The 21,355-nt window shown below is 50.1% G+C and carries 18 protein-coding genes and 1 tRNA gene; 7 read left to right on the top strand and 12 right to left on the bottom strand.

Annotation, left to right across the window (positions count from 1 at the left end; all coding sequences use genetic code 11):
- Window positions 1–15: 15 nt before the first annotated feature.
- Window positions 16–960 carry a hypothetical protein gene (locus HZB75_03755; GenBank protein ID QQG50619.1) on the top strand — a complete coding sequence of 315 codons (945 nt, stop codon included), beginning with the start codon at window positions 16–18 and terminating at the stop codon, window positions 958–960.
- Window positions 961–2,144: 1,184 nt separating this feature from the next.
- On the opposite strand, the gene HZB75_03750 is transcribed toward HZB75_03755, so the two are convergent.
- The 5 genes from HZB75_03750 to dprA form a co-directional block, all read right to left on the bottom strand.
- Window positions 2,145–3,812, bottom strand: coding sequence for a type IV secretion system DNA-binding domain-containing protein (locus HZB75_03750; protein QQG51368.1), 1,668 nt, complete (start codon window positions 3,810–3,812; stop codon window positions 2,145–2,147).
- Window positions 3,813–4,982: 1,170 nt separating this feature from the next.
- Window positions 4,983–6,038, bottom strand: a complete 1,056-nt coding sequence (locus HZB75_03745) for a hypothetical protein (GenBank protein QQG50618.1) — start codon at window positions 6,036–6,038, stop codon at window positions 4,983–4,985.
- Between the two features lie 186 nt (window positions 6,039–6,224).
- Window positions 6,225–8,522 carry a type I DNA topoisomerase gene (gene topA, locus HZB75_03740; GenBank protein ID QQG50617.1) on the bottom strand — a complete coding sequence of 766 codons (2,298 nt, stop codon included), beginning with the start codon at window positions 8,520–8,522 and terminating at the stop codon, window positions 6,225–6,227.
- 553 nt (window positions 8,523–9,075) lie between these two features.
- Window positions 9,076–9,714, bottom strand: a complete 639-nt coding sequence (locus HZB75_03735; protein ID QQG50616.1) for a hypothetical protein — start codon at window positions 9,712–9,714, stop codon at window positions 9,076–9,078.
- Window positions 9,715–9,778: 64 nt separating this feature from the next.
- Complete coding sequence (gene dprA, locus HZB75_03730; protein QQG50615.1) at window positions 9,779–10,663, bottom strand: DNA-protecting protein DprA; 885 nt, start codon at window positions 10,661–10,663, stop codon at window positions 9,779–9,781.
- 398 nt (window positions 10,664–11,061) lie between these two features.
- Here dprA and HZB75_03725 point away from each other — a divergent pair, with 398 nt between their 5' ends.
- Complete coding sequence (locus HZB75_03725) at window positions 11,062–11,370, top strand: hypothetical protein (GenBank protein ID QQG50614.1); 309 nt, start codon at window positions 11,062–11,064, stop codon at window positions 11,368–11,370.
- 110 nt (window positions 11,371–11,480) lie between these two features.
- Window positions 11,481–12,230 carry a ZIP family metal transporter gene (locus HZB75_03720; protein QQG50613.1) on the top strand — a complete coding sequence of 250 codons (750 nt, stop codon included), beginning with the start codon at window positions 11,481–11,483 and terminating at the stop codon, window positions 12,228–12,230.
- Window positions 12,231–12,258: 28 nt separating this feature from the next.
- Here the strand turns inward: HZB75_03720 and HZB75_03715 are convergent, their stop codons facing one another.
- The 6 genes from HZB75_03715 to HZB75_03690 form a co-directional block, all read right to left on the bottom strand.
- Window positions 12,259–12,696: a hypothetical protein gene (locus HZB75_03715; GenBank protein ID QQG50612.1), complete on the bottom strand. Its 438-nt coding sequence runs from the start codon at window positions 12,694–12,696 to the stop codon at window positions 12,259–12,261.
- 93 nt (window positions 12,697–12,789) lie between these two features.
- Window positions 12,790–13,359, bottom strand: coding sequence for an aminoacyl-tRNA hydrolase (locus tag HZB75_03710; GenBank protein QQG50611.1), 570 nt, complete (start codon window positions 13,357–13,359; stop codon window positions 12,790–12,792).
- Between the two features lie 21 nt (window positions 13,360–13,380).
- On the bottom strand, window positions 13,381–14,763 hold the full coding sequence (gene der, locus HZB75_03705; protein ID QQG50610.1) for a ribosome biogenesis GTPase Der: 1,383 nt from the start codon (window positions 14,761–14,763) through the stop codon (window positions 13,381–13,383).
- A gap of 89 nt (window positions 14,764–14,852) precedes the next feature.
- Window positions 14,853–15,545: an rRNA pseudouridine synthase gene (locus HZB75_03700; protein QQG50609.1), complete on the bottom strand. Its 693-nt coding sequence runs from the start codon at window positions 15,543–15,545 to the stop codon at window positions 14,853–14,855.
- Between the two features lie 9 nt (window positions 15,546–15,554).
- A complete protein-coding gene (locus HZB75_03695; protein QQG50608.1) occupies window positions 15,555–16,559 on the bottom strand; it encodes a response regulator in 1,005 nt (334 codons plus the stop codon).
- 51 nt (window positions 16,560–16,610) lie between these two features.
- The gene (locus HZB75_03690; GenBank protein ID QQG50607.1) at window positions 16,611–18,638 is read right to left on the bottom strand and encodes a PAS domain-containing protein; all 2,028 of its coding nucleotides are present in this window, start codon (window positions 18,636–18,638) and stop codon (window positions 16,611–16,613) included.
- 346 nt (window positions 18,639–18,984) lie between these two features.
- Here HZB75_03690 and HZB75_03685 point away from each other — a divergent pair, with 346 nt between their 5' ends.
- The 3 genes from HZB75_03685 to HZB75_03675 all read left to right on the top strand — a co-directional run bounded on the left by HZB75_03685 (window position 18,985) and on the right by HZB75_03675 (window position 20,362).
- The gene (locus tag HZB75_03685; GenBank protein QQG50606.1) at window positions 18,985–19,479 is read left to right on the top strand and encodes a hypothetical protein; all 495 of its coding nucleotides are present in this window, start codon (window positions 18,985–18,987) and stop codon (window positions 19,477–19,479) included.
- A gap of 187 nt (window positions 19,480–19,666) precedes the next feature.
- Window positions 19,667–19,741: transfer RNA gene (locus HZB75_03680), tRNA-Glu, on the top strand.
- A 117-nt stretch (window positions 19,742–19,858) separates the two neighbouring features.
- Entirely contained in the window at window positions 19,859–20,362 is a 504-nt protein-coding gene (locus HZB75_03675; GenBank protein ID QQG50605.1) for a hypothetical protein, read from the top strand.
- Between the two features lie 22 nt (window positions 20,363–20,384).
- On the opposite strand, the gene HZB75_03670 is transcribed toward HZB75_03675, so the two are convergent.
- The gene (locus tag HZB75_03670) at window positions 20,385–20,807 is read right to left on the bottom strand and encodes a VOC family protein (protein ID QQG50604.1); all 423 of its coding nucleotides are present in this window, start codon (window positions 20,805–20,807) and stop codon (window positions 20,385–20,387) included.
- Window positions 20,808–20,929: 122 nt separating this feature from the next.
- On the opposite strand from HZB75_03670, the gene HZB75_03665 reads away from it, so the two are divergent.
- Window positions 20,930–21,331 carry a hypothetical protein gene (locus tag HZB75_03665; GenBank protein QQG50603.1) on the top strand — a complete coding sequence of 134 codons (402 nt, stop codon included), beginning with the start codon at window positions 20,930–20,932 and terminating at the stop codon, window positions 21,329–21,331.
- Window positions 21,332–21,355 lie beyond the last annotated feature (24 nt).

The following is a 21,355-nucleotide window of genomic DNA, read 5'->3' as shown; positions in this document are numbered from 1 at the left end:
ATTACGGGAGTAGTTATGGCAATATTCTCGAAAAAACAGCCAGACGTCCCGCGACGTCGTCGAGCAGAAACAGACCCTCGCACCGAGCATTCGCCCGAGGCAAGTTTAGAGGATCGCTATGCTTTTCGCCGCAATCGCACTCTTACGGGCAGTGCGTCATCGCAGGTGGCGTCGCTTAAAGAATCGAACGCGCAGCTAAAATCATCGCGCGTTCAGGCGCACGAACTTGCTCAGCAACGTCGTCATATTGGTGGTATTCTCACACTTCTTCTTGCATGCAGCCTGGTGCTTTTCGGGTTGATTTGGCAATTAACAGCCGGGGTTGTTGTAAAGTCCCTTCAGGTTAAATCGGGCACGCTGCCGACAGATTACGAAGAAATCATTCAGTCGTATTTTGCAGCCCAGCCTGTTGAGCGGTTGCGGCTTCTTATAAATAAAGATCATCTTAACGACTTCGTTCAGTCCAAAGCCCCCGAAGTGGAGTATATCGAAGTCGATGGATCGGCCGGTTTTGGAAAGTCACTATTTACGGTGATTATGCGCGAGCCGATTGCGGGCTGGAATATCAACAGCCGTCAGCAGTATGTCGATGCATCGGGCACCGCTTTCGAGCGTAATTATTTTGCCACCCCTTCCGTTCAAATAGTTGATAAAAGTGGCATTCAGGTGCAGGCTGGACAAGCCGTCGCGAGTAACCGTTTTCTTGGTTTTGTAGGGCGCGCTGTCGGCCTGGCAAAGGCGGGTGGATATAAAGTAACGCAGGTTATTATTCCTTCAGGTACAACGCGCGAAATCCAACTAAAGCTCGACAGGGTAGGGTACCCTATTAAGCTTTCCGTTGACCGACCAGCTGGCGAGCAGATAGAGGATATGACTCGCGCAATCTCTTGGCTTCGTACGCACGATAAGAGCCCGAAGTATCTTGATGTCCGCGTCAGCGGAAAAGCCTTCTATAAATAAAAGGCAACTACCCCTCTCTTTCTCCTCATGTTCTATTTTTGTTCTATATCGTGAAAACAAAACGATAACATATTAAAGTATGAAATTATAAATAAATCAAATAGCGACATATGGCGTAGGGTAGAGTAGGGCAATAAAATGAAGGGAATTGCAAACGGCAGAAAAAACATACGAAGATATACATAAATATAAAAGTCAAACAAATGCAAATAGTTCTGTGGATAACTATGTGAATGTTACTACGTGGCTAATTGTAAGTTGGCATGTCGTTGGTTGTGTCATTAGGCAGTGTGCCGGAATACGTAAAAACGTCGCATGACGACGGTGTTAACGCGACTGTGAAATAGCGCCTCACTCTTCAGTATGGGTATCGATGCAAAATAAGGTCGCATAAAGATGTATGAGTATTCATCTTATAGCTATATAATTAATGTCGTAAAAGATATATTGTGCGACGTATAATCTATATTTCGCACATTACGTACGTATGATAAAAAATACTTTTCTATCGCGTGGTTTTGCAATAAATTTTTGTATAAGTGCCCTACCTTCGCTAAGACTCTTTTTGAAGTACCTACGCCTTGATCATTCGCTACATAAACCATGATTTTACTTGATATGCGGTGGCGGATAATTTTGCTGCTGCATATGGCAATTCATACGGTTTATTTTTTAAATAATTAGTGTTCTATTTTTGTTCTATCGCCTTAAATTAAAAACGGCCACTATGCTATTCTTGCCTCTTCGAATAGTCGGAATTGTTGAGGGGGTATGTGTAGAAGATGTGCATTAATGTGACATAGATCACACTTCTTGGTATAGTAAACGCGTCAATCCCCTTCGGATGATTGGACTGGTCTCATGGCCGAACGAGTGTTTCCCGATCCCTACGAGCACGTTCGTGGCACTGTCCACGATCCTGCCAGGGAGCAGGACAGCCCCATTCCGGGTGTGTCGTCACGAGCCTCGGACGAGCAGTTCACGACGGTGACGCGAGAGAGCGGCGACGACTCTGCCGTCACCTCCTACCCGCGCCGCGGGCGCGGCCGGCGACGTCAGACTCGCGATTCGTGAAGAAGGACGGTTTGACATCTGGCGTGGAGTTCTGTGGGCGAAATCCCCGACTCCACGCCAGGGTCTGTACCTGCACGAGTAAAAAACGACTCATATGGAGTCGTTTTTGATTATCTTAGCTTGATCTCACCTTCGCCGCTAAGTTCTTTTGGCTCTGCGCTAGGCCTCTCTGGCGTGGATGTTGGGACGGGGCTTGCTGGCGCTTCGGTAGGGACAACAGGGGGGAGTGTGGTTTCGCCTGTGGCTGACGAAGCTGATTTGCGTTTGCGCTTGCGTGTACGTTTTTTCTTTTTTGGAGGCTCTTCGCCGTTTGTGGGAGCTATCGCCTCGTTTGTAACTGCTGAAGGAGCTGTCTGCTCGCCTGCCGTTACGCTCGCCTGCTGAGAGGCGTCTATGACTGTATCTGGGGTAATATCACTCCCTAATGCGTTTGCAGGCCACTGCTGCGGTGCAATTGGCTTTGGCGCTGCCTGCTGCTGTTTTTGTGGCGGCTGAATAGCGTCAGAAATCTCTTTCTCTACTTCTTCCCTGGTGCGACTGTAGTGTTTGCGTGTGTGTTCGATAATACGACCGGTGTTGTCTATCTGTGGCGGTGGCAGCGTAAGTGTTGTGGCGCTAAAGGCCGGTGCCTTCTCGCCGTTTATTACCATGTTGATAATAAAGTGACGGTTGTGCATCTGTAGGAGGTCGTTCGATTCGAACTGCGGTTCGAACTGTTTCGAGAGGATTGGGGCGTCGTCGGCCGAGACGCGGAATGAAATCATAGTACCAACGTTACCAAACACAGCGTTTCGCACGGTGTCGCTCATCTGTGAAATATACTGGTTGGCAACGGTAAGGTTAAGGCCGTACTTACGAGCCTCGGAAAGAATGGTCGCAAACGAATCGGTCGCAAAGTTTTGAAACTCGTCGACGTACAGGTAGAACGGACGACGGTCTTTAATATCGACAATATCAGACCTACTCATGGCGGCAAGCTGGATTTTAGTTACCATAAACGCGCCAAGAATAGAGGCGTTGTCTTCGCCAATAAGACCCTTAGAGAGGTTTACGACGAGAATCTTTCCCTCGTCCATGATCTCGCGGATGTTAAAGGTGCTTTTTGGCTGCCCAATGATATTACGAATAACAGGGTTGGCGGTGAATGCACCTACCTTGTTGAGTACCGGCGCGATAGCTTCGGCCTGAAATTTTTCTGTCCAACTGGCAAATTCTATGTTCCAAAATTGCAATACCACAGTGTCGGTACAATAGCTAAGTGTTTCTTTACGGAACTTTTTGTCGGTAAGCATACGGGTGATATCGAGCATGGTTGTCTCGGGCCTATCAAGTAGCGCCAAGATGGTATAACGTAAAATGTATTCAAGACGCGGGCCCCAGCTTTCGCCAAACATACGCTTAAGTACTCCGATAACCTCGGAGCTAATGTTGGTCTTGTGCGCGGGGTCGGTCACCTCGAGGGGGTTGAACCCAAGTGGAAAAGCTGTGTCGGCTGGGTTAAAGTAGACCACATCTTCGACACGCGAACCTGGTATGAAGCGCATGTTGTCAACGGCAAAGTCACCGTGCGGGTCGATAATGGCATAGCCTTGGCCATGAAAAATATCTGAAAGCGCAAAAAGTTCCAGCGTACCCGACTTACCTGCACCGGTTTGACCGATAATATAAACATGTCGCGATCTGTCGTAACGGAGCATACCAAACTGGTGATTAATACCGCGAAAATTAGTGAGACCGAAGGCACTAATGTTCTCGTCGATAGCGTCGTTGCCGGTAATAACTGGTAGTTTTGCGGGAGGCTCGGCAGTTTTGCTGCTTGCCCACACAATATTTGGGGTTTCTACGTTTGTGTGCGGTAGGTGGAATACGCTGGCGAGCTCTTCGATATTAAGGATATATCCCCTATCGATAAAGAGGCGTGCCTTGTATTTAGCCAGATCCTCTTTTTTAAAGCTGGCTTGGGTCATCTGGAAGCCGTTGAGGTTTGTGCTGTTATACTGCTTGAATGTTCCTACAAGCGCCTGCATGCGCAGCTTGGCGTTCGTAGTGCTTTCGCCTAGGTAGGCCATGCGTATCTTTACTTGGTAGCCGAGCTTTGTCGCCTTCTTTTCAGCCTCAGAAATACGCGTTTTGTCGCGTTCGGAAAGCTCTTTTGGTCCACTGCCTCCGCCGATTCCCTGCTCTGGCGGTTTAGATAGCGCTGCGATAAGGCCGCCAACCCATTTGAAATTGAATCCTTCGCCGTTAAGAAACGCAAAAGGATTGCCGTTTTTTACGCTTTTGATCCAGCTGTCAGATGCTTTATGCCAATCGTCGGCAATTGGGCGAACAAGTACCTGTACCCAAAGCTCCTCGCCTGTTGATTCGAGCTTTGCAAGTGTCCCGGTAATACCTGCAAGTGGGTCTACTTCGAAGCTTTGGAACGTTTTAATAGGCAAAAATTCGCTTCCGGAAAGCGTAATTTCAGAGGTGTAGACAACGCTGTGGCGGCGTTCATGCGCAACGTAATCTTCTTCGGCGGTGTGAATTTGGACACTTGGATACTGAGAATAAATTTGCCCCTCAACAAAACTTTGCAAGGTTTTTGGTACCCATACATAAAATCGAATCTGGCCGTTTACTGAGGCGATTTCAAAGCTGAGGTGTTCTTGAAAACCTGCATTGTAACGGAACTCCTTTTTGTCGCGCAGAATACCGTGAAGACTGGCGAACAGCTGTTCGGCGGCGAGCTCGGATTTGTCGTTGGCCTTTGGAATCTCAAGAATCAACAGCGTGCTTTCAATAGCCTTTACGGTATCGATTCGACGGTAATTACGGAATGTAAGGTAGGCCAAGATAAGCACGATTGGAAGCCAAACGTACCACTGTAATAATAAATCCAGTATCCATAAAAGAACGGTCATATCTAACCTCTATTGTCCCATCTGCGCTTACGCTTTGCAAGTGAACTATTGAGTTGGTTCGTCAAGGGCGTAGGTTGCCTTAGCGACGCGTTTGAACTGCGATTTGCTTTGAAGATTAAGCAGGATCGTGGTTTCTTTAACCTGGCGGCTTTTTAGCACGCGCTTAACGATTTCGTCGCGGTGAAGCGGCTCTTTTGCCTCTTTAAGAACATCGGTAATGATATCGGCAACGGTACCTTTAGAAAATCCCCAGTTGTCGAGCGCGTAAATGCCACGGCCAATCAAAACGAAGCGCTTGTCTTTGATAAGCTCGTTGTGGATCGCCTGGGTTGTAACGTCTTTTCGCTTGAAATCGCTACCCTTTATGGTTTTGGCGATATCTGAAAAGTGCATAGGTTTGCCGTTTTCGGCCAAAATAACATAGATTTTGTCACGAATGTTCTTTGGGTTAACGGTTGGCCATTTTGTAAGACCCCAATTATCTTTAAGATGCGCAAGATGCTTGCTTGTGCTGGCGAGCGCACGTACCTGTGTAGGGTTTTCGTGCTTTAGCTTGGCATGAAGATCTTCGATCTGAAGTGGTTCACCGTGTTTTTTGATTGTTTTTACGATTTCGTCAACACTCGCTTTGATCTTTTTCTCGTCGCCATGCTCTTTAATACCAACTGCGTGGTGGTAATGGTCGTTTTCGCCAACAACAACGAGGTTTGGCGAAAGTTCAGCGATAAACGCAACATGCGCACGATGACGAGCGTCGTGGTCTTTACCGATAAGGCGCTCGGTGAGATCTTGAACGCGAGAAACACGGCCAGTCTCTGAGAGGTCGCGGATAAGCGTGCGCTCAACATCGTGAATCGCAGGAACTTTGTTTTCTTCGGCGGCGATTTTAAGGCGGATAAGAATAGCCTTTTCAAGCTGGCGAACACGTTCCCTTGTAATTCCAAGGAGTTCCCCAATTTGTTCAAGAGTTTCACGGCGATCAAAAAGCCCGAAACGTCGCGTTATGATTTCACGCTCTCGTTCCTGTTCGATTACTTCGAGAATATCATTCACCGCATCTTTTAGTACGACTGCGGTATCGGGCTTTGTGGTTTCATCCATTTCGCCGGGGTCCTTTCTGTGTTTCTGGGAAAGTTAGATTAATTCTGTCTAAGGTCGATTATAGAACAATATCTATATAATGTCAAATAGTATCGCTATCTAACTAATTATAGCATGAAATAGACGTGTGTAGTAAAGAGTGTTTTGGGAGTTTCTTTAATTGCAGGTCGATGGTGTCGCTTATGCTTATGATTGCTTGCGACGAACTATTTTACGGCGTGCCGTTTTGGCAGGCGCCTGCGAAAGAAGCTCTTTTGCCTGTTCGTGGGTGATAGATTGCGGCTCTGTCCCCTTTGGAATCTTGGCGTTTGTTTTGCCATTGGTAATATATGGCCCATAGCGTCCATTTAATACTTTAACACCATCGCCAAAGTCGGCAATGTTTTTCTCGGCTTCAGACTTAAGCTTTGCCTCGTACAGCTCGCGCGCTTCATCGAGGGTGATCGATTGCGGATCGTGCGGTTTAATACTGACAAAAAGCTTGTCGACGACAATATACGGTCCAAAACGGCCAATATTTGCCTTGATTTCTTTGCCATCGGCCGTTTCGCCAACGAGGCGTGGCAGCTTGAACATCTCGAGTGCCTGCGCAAGGGTGACGGTTTCAATTTTGCTACCAGCAGGAAGTGGTGCGAATACTGGCTTTGGGTCGTCGGACTGCTCGCCTTTTTGGAGCATTGGGCCATAACGGCCAAAACGTGCAAAGATAGGAAGCCCTGTTTTTGGATCGTCGCCGATATGGCGGGTTTGAGTGGCCTCGGCGCGCGAAATATCAGCACTTTCTAGTACGAGTTTATGAAACGGCGTGTAGAATTCAGTCAGTACTTTTACGCGGTCTTTTTTGCCAATCGCGATTTCGTCGAGCTCTGCCTCGACAGATTTCGTGAAGTCGTAGTCCATTACCTTTTCGAAGTGCTTCACCAGGAAGTCGGTAACAACCTTGCCTGTATCTGTTGGAAATAGCTTGTTGGTGTCTTTACCGTACTGGATTTTCTCGGTTTTTTGGCTAATTTCGCCGTTTTTTAGGCTGAGTTTAGTAATTTCTTTCTCGACACCTTCTAGCTCGCCGCGCTCAACATAGCCGCGGGTTTGTACGGTGTTAATCGTACTGGCATAGGTAGATGGGCGGCCGATACCCATTTCTTCAAGCTTGCGCACGAGGCTGGCCTCGGTGTAGCGGGCTGGTCCGCGCGAAAGGCTTTCGATAGCTTCGGCGCTTTTTAGCGTCAAAGGGTCGTTCTTGTTTACTTCTGGTAGTAGAACGTCGTCGCCACTGCGGCCATACACCTTTAAAAAGCCATCGAAGACAACGATCTCGCCCTTGGCCTCCATAAGCTCTTTGCTCTCAGAAGCCTTAACGGTGATTGTGGTTTTTTCAAGGGATGCCTGCGCCATTTGCGAGGCAAGCGTGCGGCGCCAAATAAGGTTATAGAGCTTCTTCTGCTGTTCGTCGCCGCCAGCAAACTCTTTGGTTATATCTGTTGGGCGGATAGCTTCGTGGGCTTCTTGGGCGTTGGCTGACTTTGATTTGAACGTGCGGAATTGGTGGTAGTTTTCGCCGTATGTCCCCTTGATAAAGCTGGTCATGGCGCCAAGCGCTTGCGCCGAGAGATTAACCGAGTCGGTACGCATATAAGTGATAAGACCAGATTCGTACAAGCGCTGCGCGAGACTCATGGTGTTGCGCGGGCTAAAACCAAGTTTATTGCTTGCCTCTTGCTGTAAGGTGCTGGTGGTGAATGGTGCCGAAGGACTGCGCGTTCCTGGTTTTTTCGCGATATCGGCTACTGTAAAGTTGCTTTTGGCAAATTCTTCAAGGATTTTGCGAACATCATCTGCGGTTTGGTGTTTTTTAGCGCTCGTCGCCGGAAGTACCGTGCCATCCTCTAGAAGGAATTCAGCGGTAAGTTTAAAGGTAGATTCTGGCTCGTGTGCGTTGATTTCGGCTTCGCGTTCGACAATAAGGCGCACGGCGACGCTTTGCACGCGGCCAGCCGAAAGTTGTGGGCGGACTTTACGCCATAATACAGGCGAAAGTTCAAAACCTACAAGATAGTCAAGGGATTGACGAGCTTGCTGGGCTTCCACAAGGGGCATATCTATAGTACGGGGATTTTTTACCGCCTCATCGAGTGCGTTTTTTGTAATTTCATGAAAAACGATTCGTTTGGTAGTTTTAGGATCGAGCTTTAGAACTTCCGCCAGGTGCCAGGCAATCGCCTCTCCTTCGCGGTCTTCATCGCTTGCAAGCCAAACGGTGTCGGCGGCTTTTACTTCGCGGCGCAGTTCGGCGATAGTTTTCTTTTTATCGGCGTTAATTTCGAAACGCGGCGCAAACTTATTGACAACGTCAACACTACCATTCTTACTTGGTAGTCCACGAATGTGGCCGATGCTACTCTTAACAACAAAGTCCTTGCCAAGGTACTTTTCGATTGTTTTTGCCTTTGCTGGCGACTCTACGATAACAAGATTTTTGCTCATATATGAAGATACCTTTTGCGCTTTTTTAGTTAAGCACTAGTGCCCTATAGTACGCAACATTTATTTATTTGTAAATGAAAAGTTGAAATTACCATTCATTTGTCGGTGTGACAGTGCCGGCCGGGAGAGCGGGTTCGCCCTCCCGGCCGCACCTCAGCGGTTGCGTGGAACGGGGTGGTACGTGACCCCATTCTGCTTCAGTAACTCCTCGAGTTCCATCGTGCCGCTCGGGGCGGGCAGCCTCCGCAGGAGAAGGATCTCTGACGACTGAGGGTCGTCGATGACGATGACGTCACCGAGGTTGTTCTGTTCGAGTAAGCCCCGTACGTGCTGTTCAGAGCTCCTGGGGATGTCGAAACCTTCTGCGCCTGTAGGCATTGCTGCTCCTCTGGGTGATCTGTGGACAGATGCTCTTGTACTATACCATGGTGCACTTAGCGCCTAAAGGAAAAGGCGGCCGTCACGCGTGGTGATGACCGCCTCTCCGCCTAGCTTACTGCTGGTTGAGCATTGAAACTTTGGTGGAGGTTGGCGCTTTTGGGGCGCCGGTTGCCTACTCCTTGATGGTGCAGGCCTTGATGGTGCGGAACTCCCCGCTGGCGATGACCGGCTCCCAGGTTACTCCGGGGAGGAGGATCGATCGCTTGGAGAGGTTGCCGCTGGGGTTCCACCACGTACTGCTGATCTTGGCCGCCGCGTCGTCGTTGACGATGAGTGCGGTGGCCAGCAGAACAGAACTGGTGGTGATGACGAGGCCCTGGGGCTTCTGGGTGACCTTGATCTCACTGTCCCGCACCGTAGTAGTGCCGTTCAGTTCGAGTTCGATCACCTTGAACTCGGGGTTGCACTTGGCGTCCCCGGTGAGGCTTCCGACACCGACGTCGCTCCAGCTCTCGCCACCCGGATCGCCGTCCACCTCGGGCTCCGGGTTCAGGATGACCTGGCCGGGCTCGGTGGGGATGGCGGTGGGCTCCGGCTGCGTCGTTTCGGGCGCGGTGGTCGGAGTGGCGGGCGCCGTGGTTGCGGCGGGCGGTGTGGTCGGAGTCGAAGACGGGGTCTCGTTCTCCAGGGTGGGCATACCGTTTGACGCGGTGTTGCCCACGCTCGCACCCGAATCGGGCGCTGTGTTACTGTCGGGGCTGCAGGCCATGAGGGCCGCGGCCAGGCTGAGGATGGCTGCCACGCAGGCCATCCGGGACATTCCTCTTGGGATAGTCACGTTCTAAATTATATCATTTTAAAGAGATAAAGTCAATCTATTGAAGCGTCCACTGGTTGCCACCGAGCGGCCGGATAATTCCATTTATTTCCATCATCGTGAGTGCTTGATTAAACGCGATAGCATTTTCGCTGCTGGCCCGCTGTAGCTCGTCGCCATCGCGAAGGCCTGTTTGGAGTAAGGATATAATTTTGCTCTCAAGTGGATTAGAGCCTAGAGGTAGAGTCGTTTGTATTTGTTGCAATTGAGGTGCGATAACCTCAAGAATGTCCTCGGCGCAGGTAGCGGGTTGCGCGCCTTGTTTTAATAATGCGTTACACCCGGCCGAAAGCGGGCTGGTGATATTGCCTGGCACAACAAATACTTCACGGCCTTGCTCGAGTGCATGCATGGCGGTAGAAAGCGTGCCGCTGCGTTTTGCAGCCTCTACTATAATAATAGCGTCGGAAATGCCGCTAACGAGCCGGTTGCGTGCCAAGAACTGATAGGTTCGCGGTTCGGTTGGTGGCGCATATTCGCTCATGATCGCCCCGCCCTTTTCGATAATCTGCTCACCTAGGGTGGCGTGGGATCTTGGATAGATGTGTTCGACGCTATTTGCGAGAATAGCAATGGTTTTTCCGCCCGCCTCCAGCGCCGCGCGGTGGACGATCGCATCGGTTCCGAGTGCGAGACCGCTAACTATAATTACGCCACGTTTTGCAAGATCGTAAGAAAGCTTGTGTGCTACTTCTACCCCATAAGACGTAGGCTTTCGAGTACCTACAATAGCAACCGTCGGCAATCGATCAACAGGGATACTGCCTCTAAAAAACATATTTTTTGGAGGCTTTGGTATCGTGCCGAGCGGCACTAAATACTCATGCTTATCAGGGGTGGATATATTGATTTTCATAGATTTTGTGGCAAAAACTGTTGACATTATGTCAAATACGTGCTACTATCAAACACGATTGGTTGCATTGCGAGATCAACCAAACGCACCTTATACCCCCTATTCTAACTTATGTTAGGTTGTGCGCAATGTGCTATTAAGTATCTACCCTCCACTTTATAGCGCAAAAAACATTGCGTGCATACTAATCCCTTTAACCGGCGGACCTCTCGTATGTGTGAGGTGGGTCACGCTTTACCTCCTAGGAGGTGCGTTAAAGGGTTAAACGGCGCCAGGTGATGCCCACCCTTACCTGGCGCTTTTTAAGTACTCAGAAATAATCAAGTGCAGACGGACCATAACTTGACAAATGACGAGTTATGGTATATAATTAAGATATCGCGTCAACCACGCGTGAAGTCCCGCCTAGTACGGAGGTAACATCAATGAACGAGCCTGGCATGTTCGCTGGCTACAGCGCTCTCGTCGCCGCGTTCTATCTGGTCATGTTCCTTGCGCTGCTGATCAGCGCCTGGAAGCGATCGGTCGGAATGACGATGGCGACGCTCGGCGGTTTCCTGATCGCCAACCTCTACGGCGCGAGCGTGCTCACCGAAGGCACTCTGCCTTCCGGCGAGATCGTTCGCATCGTGGGGATCGCGGCCGCGTTCATGATCGTCATCGGTCTCCTGCTTGCCCTCTTCGGAGGCAAGAAGAAGCGCCCGACGACGCCGACACCCGCGCCCCGCCCGTGACTTCACCGGGGCGGTGGGAGCATTCGCTCTCCACCGCCCCGGCACGCACCACTCTGTTATTTTCAAACTCGCAATTGCGGGTTTTTGTTTTGCTGTGATATATTTAACAGATGACTATGCTACTTATGATCCTTGCTATTATTTTGGGAAGTGCTATTTCGCTCGCAGGCGGAATCGCGCTTATTCGTGTTAAAAAGCGTCGCCAGGCCGCGTTGCTTATGACGATGCCTTTTGGTGCTGGTGCGCTACTTGCGGCTGCGTTTTTTGATCTTTTGCCCGAATCGTTTGAAATCGCCGATCCGGCAACGATGCTCATGTATGCCCTTGCTGGTTTTATCTTCTTTTTTATTATGGAACGCTGCGGAACATGGTTTCACCACCATCATGATCACGGACAGATTGAGGCGAAAGTTGTGCAGCAGCGCCGATTGGTAGTGCTTGGCGATCTTACGCATAATATTATCGATGGACTTGCAATAGGCGCGGCGTTTCTTGTGAGCGTGCCGACGGGTATTATTACGACGCTTGCGGTTTCGGCCCATGAAATTCCTAAAGAAGTAGGGACATTTGCATTGCTTCTTTCTCGTGGCTGGCGTGGAAAAACGGTTATTCTTGCAAATATTGCCACTGCCCTAGGAACGGTGTTCGCGGCCGTGTTGGTGTATATACTGGCAAAAGATGTCGAGGAGTTTGTAGCGCCCCTTCTAGCGTTAACATCAGGCTTCTTTATTTACGTGGCGGCAAGTGATATTATCCCCGATATCCACGAACAGCCGCAGCGAATCGGTACGATTCAGGCGGCCATGCTTGTTATTGGAGTTATTGCCGTCGGTAGTTTGATTACACTTCTTGGCGTGTAGGCATACGTTGAGATTGACTTTATTCGCATTATAGATTATAATATGTAAGCACAATCGTGCACGAAGTATCGACTCTTGGAGGTTTTTGGTGAATCCCACCACTCCCCCCGCTGTGCCCGGTGTCACCGACGCCGCTGCCAGTAACGGTGTCCTGCTGGGCATCGTTCTGTGCCTGCTGTTCCTGGGTGCCCTCGGCTTCGCTGTCTGGGCGATCTGGGGCATCTGGTGCCGCCGCCCCGCGCGCCGTAACGCCCGTATGGGCGGATTCTCCGCGCTCGCACTGACCGTGCTCTTCGCGGTCTGGGTGGGGCTTTCGCTGTGGACGGTGCTGTTCTTCCTGATCGCCTTCGGGCTTCTCCTCTTCGTCTTCGCGCCGAAGAAGTGGTCCGACGGAACGAGGGAGCGGATGGCGAAGGTCAAGGCCGCAAGGCCGCAGCGCCCTACCCCGCCGCCGGCTGAGTAACATCGGCCTGGCAGTTCCAGAGTAAGAAACTTCGTCCGGGTGTGGAGCAGTGTGAGAATCCCTAGCGGGACCTCCCTGCTCCCACCCGGGAGAAGCCTAGTTTTTTTCTAGCGTCACCTTTGTAAGATGAAATGAGTCGGCAATAAAGCCGTCGATAAAAGGCAGTACATGTTTATAGACGTCCGTAAGGGCGTTATTTTCGTTTTCGCTAAAACGCGCCAATACAAAATCGGCGTCAGGCATGCGGTCGCGGAGTTCGTTGTAAATGCCGACGCGAATGCGGTTGTGATGCTCGCCAATGTGAGCGTTGAGTGATTTAATCCCGTTATTGCCAGCGTCGCGGCCTTTGTCGCGTGTACGGATAGTGCCAAATGGCAATGCGAGGTCGTCGTGGATCACGAGAAAGTCCTTGCTAGGATCGAGCTTGTAAAAGTCTAATAAAGCCCGGGCGGATTGGCCTGTTTCGTTATAGAAAGTCGTTGGCTTTACGAGGAGAACTTTTTCGCCCTTTACGGAGATTTCGGCGATATCCGCCTGGAACTTTGCCTTGCGGGTGAAATCGGCGTTATGCGCATGCGCATAGGTGTCGACCATTAAAAAACCGACATTGTGACGGGTGCGGGAGTATTCGGCGCCAGGGTTGCCTTGTGCAAAAACGATTTTCATACTACGACTATTGTAGCGTATTTATTGCTCGTCTGTTTTTTGGGCGAGTTTTTCTTTTTCGGCGCGTTCGTTTTCGCGATTGGCTTTGATTTGCTTTTCGTCGCGGAAAGAGAATTTAATAGGCGTTCCAGCGTAGTTGTAGGTTTCACGGACAAGGCGCTCTAGGTAACGCTTGTAGCTCCAGTGAACGAACTTTAGGTTTGATCCGTAAATAACAAACCATGGCGGAGTGGTGTCGGTTTGTACCATGTAGCGAAGCTTTGGATGGGTGTTCTTTAGGCCTGCTGGCGGGTGTTTTTGAGTTGCCTTTTGTAGCATGTCGTTAAGAACACGAGTCTTGGTCTCTTGCTTGCGGCGAGCATCGATATCGAGTGCGAGATCGAACAGTTTAGTAACGTTTTGGCCAGTAACGCTGCTAGTAAAGATAAGCGGTGCCCAAGGAATAAAGTTAAATGTGCGAGCGATTTTTGGTGCCAAGGCGTCGCGAGTATACGCGTCTTTGTCTTCGACAGCATCCCACTTGCTAATAACAAGCACAAGCCCCTTGCCTGCTTCATCGATAATACCCGCAAGGCGTTGGTCGAGCTGAGTATTGAGTTCGTTAACATCCATAAGGAGCAGACAAACATCTGCTTCTTCGATAGCCTGAAGCGTTCGAAGCACGCTAAACTTCTCGATTCCTACCTCTTGTTTGCCTGGTTTTCGCATACCGGCGGTGTCTAAAAGCTCGATATCGCGGGCACCATAACGGATAGAAACACGGTTAACATCGCGAGTTGTTCCAGCAATATTAGCAACAAGCGCTTGCTGCTTGCCGGCGAGCGTGTTGAATAAGTTTGATTTGCCAACGTTCGGACGCCCGATAAGTGCGACGCGTAGGATTTCATCTGGTGTCTCTTCGTGTTTTGCGGGAATAAGCTCGACAATTTCGTCGAGAACGTCGACAATACCGCTGTTGTGCTCGGCAGAGGTGCGGATAATCTGCTTGATACCGAGGCGTTTAAATTCGTCGGCTGGCAAGCTTGTTTTAAGATCGGCCTTGTTTGTAACAAGGAGGACTGGCTTTTTAGATTTGAGTGCTTTTTTAGCGACAGTGCGGTCTTGGTCGCTGACATACTGGCTGCTGTCGACGACAACCAAAATAACATCGGCTGCCTCGGCGGCTTCTTGGATCTGCTCTTGAATAGATGCTTCGAAATCGTCGTTAGGGTCTTTTAGTCCTGCTGTATCGACGAGCCAAAAATTGTGGTGTTTGTGCTCGACACGACCAAGGACATTGTCGCGGGTGGTGCCGGCTTCGCGGGCCACAATAGCCTGCTGTGCACGAACCATGCGATTAAAAAGCGAACTCTTGCCGACGTTCGCTTGACCGATAATTGCTACTGTTGGTAGTTTTGAAGCCATAACTTTTGATAATTATAACAGAGGTTGTATAAGTTAGCGAGCATAAGCATCATGCGGATTTGCAAGGGGCTGCTAGGTGGGTATATCATCTAGCGCATATCAACGACTGTGAACTTGCCGGGCTGTATATCACCGAGTGAATAATTGCCAAATGTATGACGATGAAGTTTTTCTACGTCGTATCCTAGCGAGCCAAATGTGCGACGAATTTGTCGGTTGCGCCCCTCGTGCATGGTTACTTGCCAGTGTTTACGATCTGTTTCGTTGAGCCGATGAAGGTGGAGCTTGCTTGTGCCATCCTCTAGCTGAACTCCATAATCGCTTATCATTTGCTGGTGGAGGGGTTCAAGGTCGTGATCGAGCTGAACATCGTAGATCTTTGTCTTTACGAACTTGGGGTGAGTCATTCGATAGGTAAAGTCGCCATCGTTTGATAGTAAAATCAAGCCCGAACTGTCTTTGTCGAGCCGACCGACTGTTTTTAGCGTGTGATACTGATCTGGGAGAAGATCGTAAATAGTTGGATTGTCGCCCTGGGCACGGCGTGAGCAAACATAACCAACGGGCTTGTTAAAGAGGATGTACTGGTAGGCTGTGTGAGTTGTAAGCGGTTGGCCACTCACAGAAATAGAATCACCTTCATTGAATCGTGCGCCGAGGGTGGCAGTGTCGCCATTGATGGTTACGCGGCCACGCTCGATAAGCTCGTCGGCCTCGCGACGTGAAATGCCCAACTCTAAAGCGATATGTTTATTGAGGCGGAGTGTTGCTGGTTCGGTCATTATAAGAGATTATACACTACTCGGCGTTGGAGGCTGAGGGCCGGGTGTAAACTGCGCAGCAGGCTGCGGTGATTGGGGTGCTGGTTGACGAGGCGTTTCTTCGAAACTAATACCCGAATCTTCGCGCTCGGGAGCTGGAGCGGTTGGTGATGTTGGCTCTTGCGCTGGCGAAGGCATAGATGGCATTTGTACTGGCTGAGGTGACACTTGCTGCTGTATTGGTGCTACTGGTGGTGCCATTGGAGCTGGAGGAGGTGCGATTGGCTGCGGTGATGCTTGATTGAGTTCTTGGTCCATAAGACTGCCAAGGTCGGGCTTTGGTGGCTGCCCTGCAGGAGTAGTGATCGGGTGAATGATTCGATCACCAAGACTTGCTGGACGAGTCGTTGAAAAAGGTGCCGTGGGCTGAGGTAGCCCTGCACTTGGGGCTGGCGCCGCTGGGCGTGGAGCGGGAGCCTGAAACGATGGCGCAGAGGGCGCTATTGGCGTGACGGTTGGCTGTGTTCCTTGTGGCTGAGGTACTTGTTGTGGTGGAACTGGACTTGCGGGGCGCTGTGGTGTTGGCATAGCCGAAGGCCGTGGCATCGATGAAGCAACCGGTGCTGGGCCGCCAAAAGTGGCGCGAGCCGACGAGGCGGTGGTTGGCGCATCGCCAAGTACCTCGTGAACGGTGCGGACAACGTCTTCGATTCCCACCTGTGATTTTACTAAGTAGCGGTCGGCACCCAGAGCCTCGCCGCGCGCACGCTGATCTTCGCTGCTAAGAGCGGTCATCATGATCACTTTAATATCTTTTGTCTCTGTTGTAGAACGAAGAATATCGAGCATGTCGAAGCCACTAATCTTAGGCATCATGACATCACTGACGATAAGTTGAGGGCGTTCTTTTATAGCCATGGCAAGCGCCGCTTCTCCGTCGCCAGCAGATACGATATCGTATCCTTCTGCGAGGAGTCGAACGCCATATATCTCCCTCAGGCTCTTATCATCTTCTACCAGTAGTACTTTGGTCATATTACCTTCTATTGTAACCAAGGGCGATAGAAATTGCTATAGCCCTTATGTTTAATTTTGATTCCTTGGTGGAACAGGTACGCCGTCGGGGCGAGTGCGAATGTATCCAGCCGGGTCTTGTTCGATGCTTGTGAGGGGTACGTTTGTGTGAGCTTGCTGGGGTGGTGTGTACTGAACGGGTTGCGGTGTTGGCGCGGCGGCCTGTTGCTGAGGCTGATAATAAACCGGAGGCGGCGCTTGCGGCTGAACCTGGGGTGGCGTAATAGTGCCAACGGATTGCATTTGTTGAACGACCGTTTCGATAGGCTGGTTTGTGTAAACGGCGTCGTTCGTATCTTGAGTTTGAGCTACCGCCTGGGGTGCTGGAGCTGGAGCGGATTGTTCAGGGAGTGGCGCTTGGTAGGCGCTAGGGATAATCTGAGGCTCGACGGCCTCTTGCTGAATACTGGCGGCTTCGATAAGTCGTGTTGCCTCTTCGTGGTCGATGCGAGGGATTTCAACGTAGAAAGTACTTCCCCTTTTGTATTCGCTATCTACCCATATACGACCGTTCATGGTTTCTATGAGACGTCGACACAAATAAAGTCCAAGGCCTGTGCCCCCAATTTCGCGCGTGTCGCTATTGTCGACTCGATAGAACTTTTGGAAAAGGTGTGCTTGATCTTCTTTTGGAATTCCAATTCCACTGTCGGTAATACTAATGGTGACATGCTCGGCATCGCCGCCGACATCGATAACAACATCGCCCGATGGTGTGTATTTTATGGCATTTTCAATAAGATTGGCGACGATTTCGCGAAGGTGGTCGTTGTCGACGTTGGCGTAATACACCGGATTGAGGCGACGCTCCCCTCCCTTGTCGTCATCGTCGTCGGGCATTGGCTTGAAAAGGAAGCGAAGTCCTTTTTCTTCAGCCTTCGGCTTAAGGCCCTGGGCGATATCGTGGGTAAAAGCGACGACATCAACAACCTTAGGGTTGTCGGATAGGCGTCCGTCTTCGGCCTTGCTAACATCGAGAAGATCTTGAAATAGATGACCGAGGTGTTGAGCGGATTCGTGCGCTTTCGTAAGGTAGTCGTGCGCTTTTTCATCGATTTGTGCGGTTGCAGGGTTAAGGGCGAGACCGAGATATCCTTCAATTGAGGCGACGGGCGTGCGCATTTCATGAGCTGCGGTACTGATAAACTCCGCTTGCTCGCGCTCTTCCCTTTTTTCTTTTGTAATATCACGAAAAACAACGATTGCGCCCGAGCCAAGTTGGGCGACCGGCGACACGATGACCGATACAAGGAGCTTTTTACCAGAATTTGTAATAAGACTTAGGTTGTTGCCGGTCGCCTCTTTGTTGGCGGCAAGCACCTGGGCTACTGGGTCATTTGCGGGGGTCACCTCGTTGCCATTGGCATCGACAAGCTTTAGGACCGACTTGTAATTAAGTGTTAAGGCATCTTGTTTCCCCCAGCCGATAATTTGCTGAGCAGCGGGATTGATAAGCTCTATTCTTCCTTGACTGTCGAGTGCGATAACACCATCGGCGATGGCATTAATAACAACCTCGGATTTGCCCGATACCTCGCTTAATTCGCTTGCAAGCGCGCTATATGCTGACTTGCTACTATCTTCACCCTTTGATTTTTGATGCCATAATAAATAACTGACCGCAAGAGGTAGCTCGCCCACAATGAAAATAGTAATAATTGTTTCGCGGCCAAGTAGGCCGCCGGTATATTGCATGACCATATAGGCAGTAACGGCGATAAACATCGGCAACATGCCGTAAAGGCCAAAAACGCCGGCAAATATAGAGACGATCATCCAGAGCGCGATAAATGGCGACGAGACACCCCCGGTGTTTAAAATAAGCATTGCGGTTGTGGCTGCAAGGATAGTAAATGCCGCTAATGACCCCCAGAAGATGTATTTTTTTGGGGCCCACAGATACGAAATAAACCCAGTCGCCAATGAAAACCCTGCCATGACAGCAGCGATCTCGCTGACGAGAAGCGCCGCACCGATGCTTTTTACATCGGCAAAGTAAGCCCAAAAATAGAGCGCAAGAATAATAACCGACACTAACATAACAGCCTCGCATATTCGGCGATGCCAAAAACGTGTGAGCGTTAGTGGTTTTATGGTGTGCCCCCTATTTAGTCGTATAGTTCTTATGCATTATTATGCCCAACTCTACGAGAGGATGCAAGGGCATAATATGATCATAAACACACTGTATACACATATTTTTATGCAATATTATTGACAATATATTTACAATGTGATAAGATGTATCTCAGATTGTTTACGAAAGTAATAATCGAACCTTTTGGCACAGTTTGGTGCGAAACAGGGATTGGTGTGTCTTTATAGAAGACATAGCAACCCCTGCTTCGCCCTCGAAGCAGTGTGGTCACAGAAACCGGAGTAATCCATGTTGGTTCTCAAGAGCACGCACGCCCGCGCCGTCCGCGAGCTGAACAACGACCTGTCGGCCGCGTACGCGGACAACAGCCGGCTCGAGACGGCCAACCGCCGCCTCCGCACGCAGAACGCCCTGATCCTCCCGATGGTCATGAACGCCGCGACCAACCTGGTCCCGGTCTTCGGCCCCCTGGAGTCCCTGGGTTCCGACGAGCACGACAGCGCGCTGCTGTTCGTGGCCGCCGACGGCCTGGCCAACGTGGCGCTCTACCCGGCGACCAGCGAGATCGTCGTCTCCGACCCCAACAACGTCGTGGACGGTGTCCGCGTCTCGCTGGACGGCAACGGCGCCCTCGACCGGCACGAGCTGCGGGAGATCCGCACGTTCCGGGCTGAGGTCCTGTTCATCCAGCAGCAGGGCAACACCCGCGCCATCGGCCCGGTCTCGCTGACCGCCAAGTCCCGCCCCGCGTCCCCCGACGCCGAGCAGGAGCCCGCGGTCTGACCCTGCTTCACCTGCGCCATCCCCGAGTGGGACTGGCTCGGCACCCATCAGCGGTGTCTGAGCCGGTCCTACTCGGATCGACTCAAGCCTTATTCCAAGAATCATCGCAGGATGATTTTTTTGTACCTCGCACTTGTGGACAGATACGAATATTTTTGATACAGTGACTAAGGTTAATTATATAAATGGTCTCATCGTCTAACGGTTAGGACATCAGGTTCTCATCCTGGCAATCCGGGTTCGATTCCCGGTGAGATCACCATAGAAATCATTAGAAAGCTCCTGTTTTTTGCAGGAGTTTTTCTATTTCGTTTTTTCTTGAGCTCCGCACGGAAAAGTGATCTGGGGTATAATAAGAGAAGAAACGGAAGGAGGAGTTATGGGGTTTATGGATTTCCTAGGGCGAATGGCTGGTGGCAAGCCTATCTTCGATGAAGGAGTGGCGGCGAAAAATAACGACACACCGCAGCAGCCTGTCGACTCGCAGCCCGAGACCGGACTTGAGAAAAGTGATCCGCATACGTTTCCAAACGTTCATATTAAACGCGTGTCGACTCGTATAAACGGCGAAAACATGCAGGTGTATTGCCAGATTCTCAATAGTTGGAATCAAGAAGTGATGCTCGACAAAATTACTATTTTAGGCACAAAACATGAGATTGACGATTTTTTAAACGCAAATGAAGAACAGCAGTTTCTGGTTTACGACGGCCCAATGCCAACCGATCAAAACCGCGAGGCGTTTCTTGACTACAAAATTCGTGATACTGGGGATTATTTTCAGTCGGTGCACGACGTGACGTTTATGTATCACGACGACACTAGGCGGTATAGCGTGAATGAAATCCGGCTTCGCTTGCCTATCCGCGATATCTACGAGTAGTCTCTACCGCTACCATCCTTACTTATTGCTGCTGTGCTAATGGCGCGATATTTACCATCCAGTCGATCCCGAACTTGTCGGTACACATGCCGAATGTGTCGCCCCATGGCGCCTTTTCGAGCGGCATAGTAATAGTGCCACCATCGGTAAGTTTATCCCAGTAGCTGCGGAGTTCTTGCTCGTTGTCGCCACTTAGCGACATGCTAAAGTTTTTACCGACACTATGTTCCATGCCGTTGGGTGTGTCCGATGCCATAAAGGTAATGCCGTCGGCCTCGATCATACTGTGCATGATTTTATTGCTTTCAGATGGGTCGTCTGAGGCGTGAAATTCTCCGAATGTGTTAAACGTTAGTTTTCCGCCGAAGATAGATGAATAAAATTCCATTGCCTCGCGCGCATTATCTTTAAAGCTAAGGTACGGATGAAGTGCTGTTTTTTGCATGGGTTCTCCTATGATTTGTATCACCTTTTATTATTGCATAAGCATTTTAAAATCATAAACCAAAATCGAATGAGTAAAATCATCATTGCACTCTCAGATTTGCAGAGTATACTGAGGGTATTATGAAATACCAGGGCGTTATTATCGAGGAAAGTCTTAGGGATAGTAATGCCCTATCGGGTTTAAATATAACTTCAACTAAGGTAGAAAAAGTAACGCCAGCGCATAACACGCCGTGGCTGCAACAGTGGACATTGCACCGGTTTGATGCCGATGAGCAAGAGGCGGAAGACTTGGCGCAGCGTCTTAGTCGGGCGCTTCAGGTTGGCTATTGGTATGCTGATTTTAAAAATAGCAGCGTCCACTACATTATATTTCCAAACGAGGTGTTTAGAATTGATCGTAGTCAGCCCGAGCAATACGAGGCTGCAGTGGAACACGGCTTAACACTTGATATCCCTGACTATCAGCTAGACTTTTCGCCGGCAATTAAAGACTGGCAGCGTAACAATAGTCCTGCATAGAGCTCGCGTGTGATAACAGTCACA

The sequence above is a fragment of the Candidatus Saccharibacteria bacterium genome, from assembly GCA_016432585.1.
In the GTDB taxonomy this organism is placed as follows: Bacteria; Patescibacteriota; Saccharimonadia; order Saccharimonadales; family Saccharimonadaceae.
The sequence above is the reverse complement of the archived record's forward strand: the minus strand, read 5'-3'. Positions and strand labels throughout refer to the sequence as shown.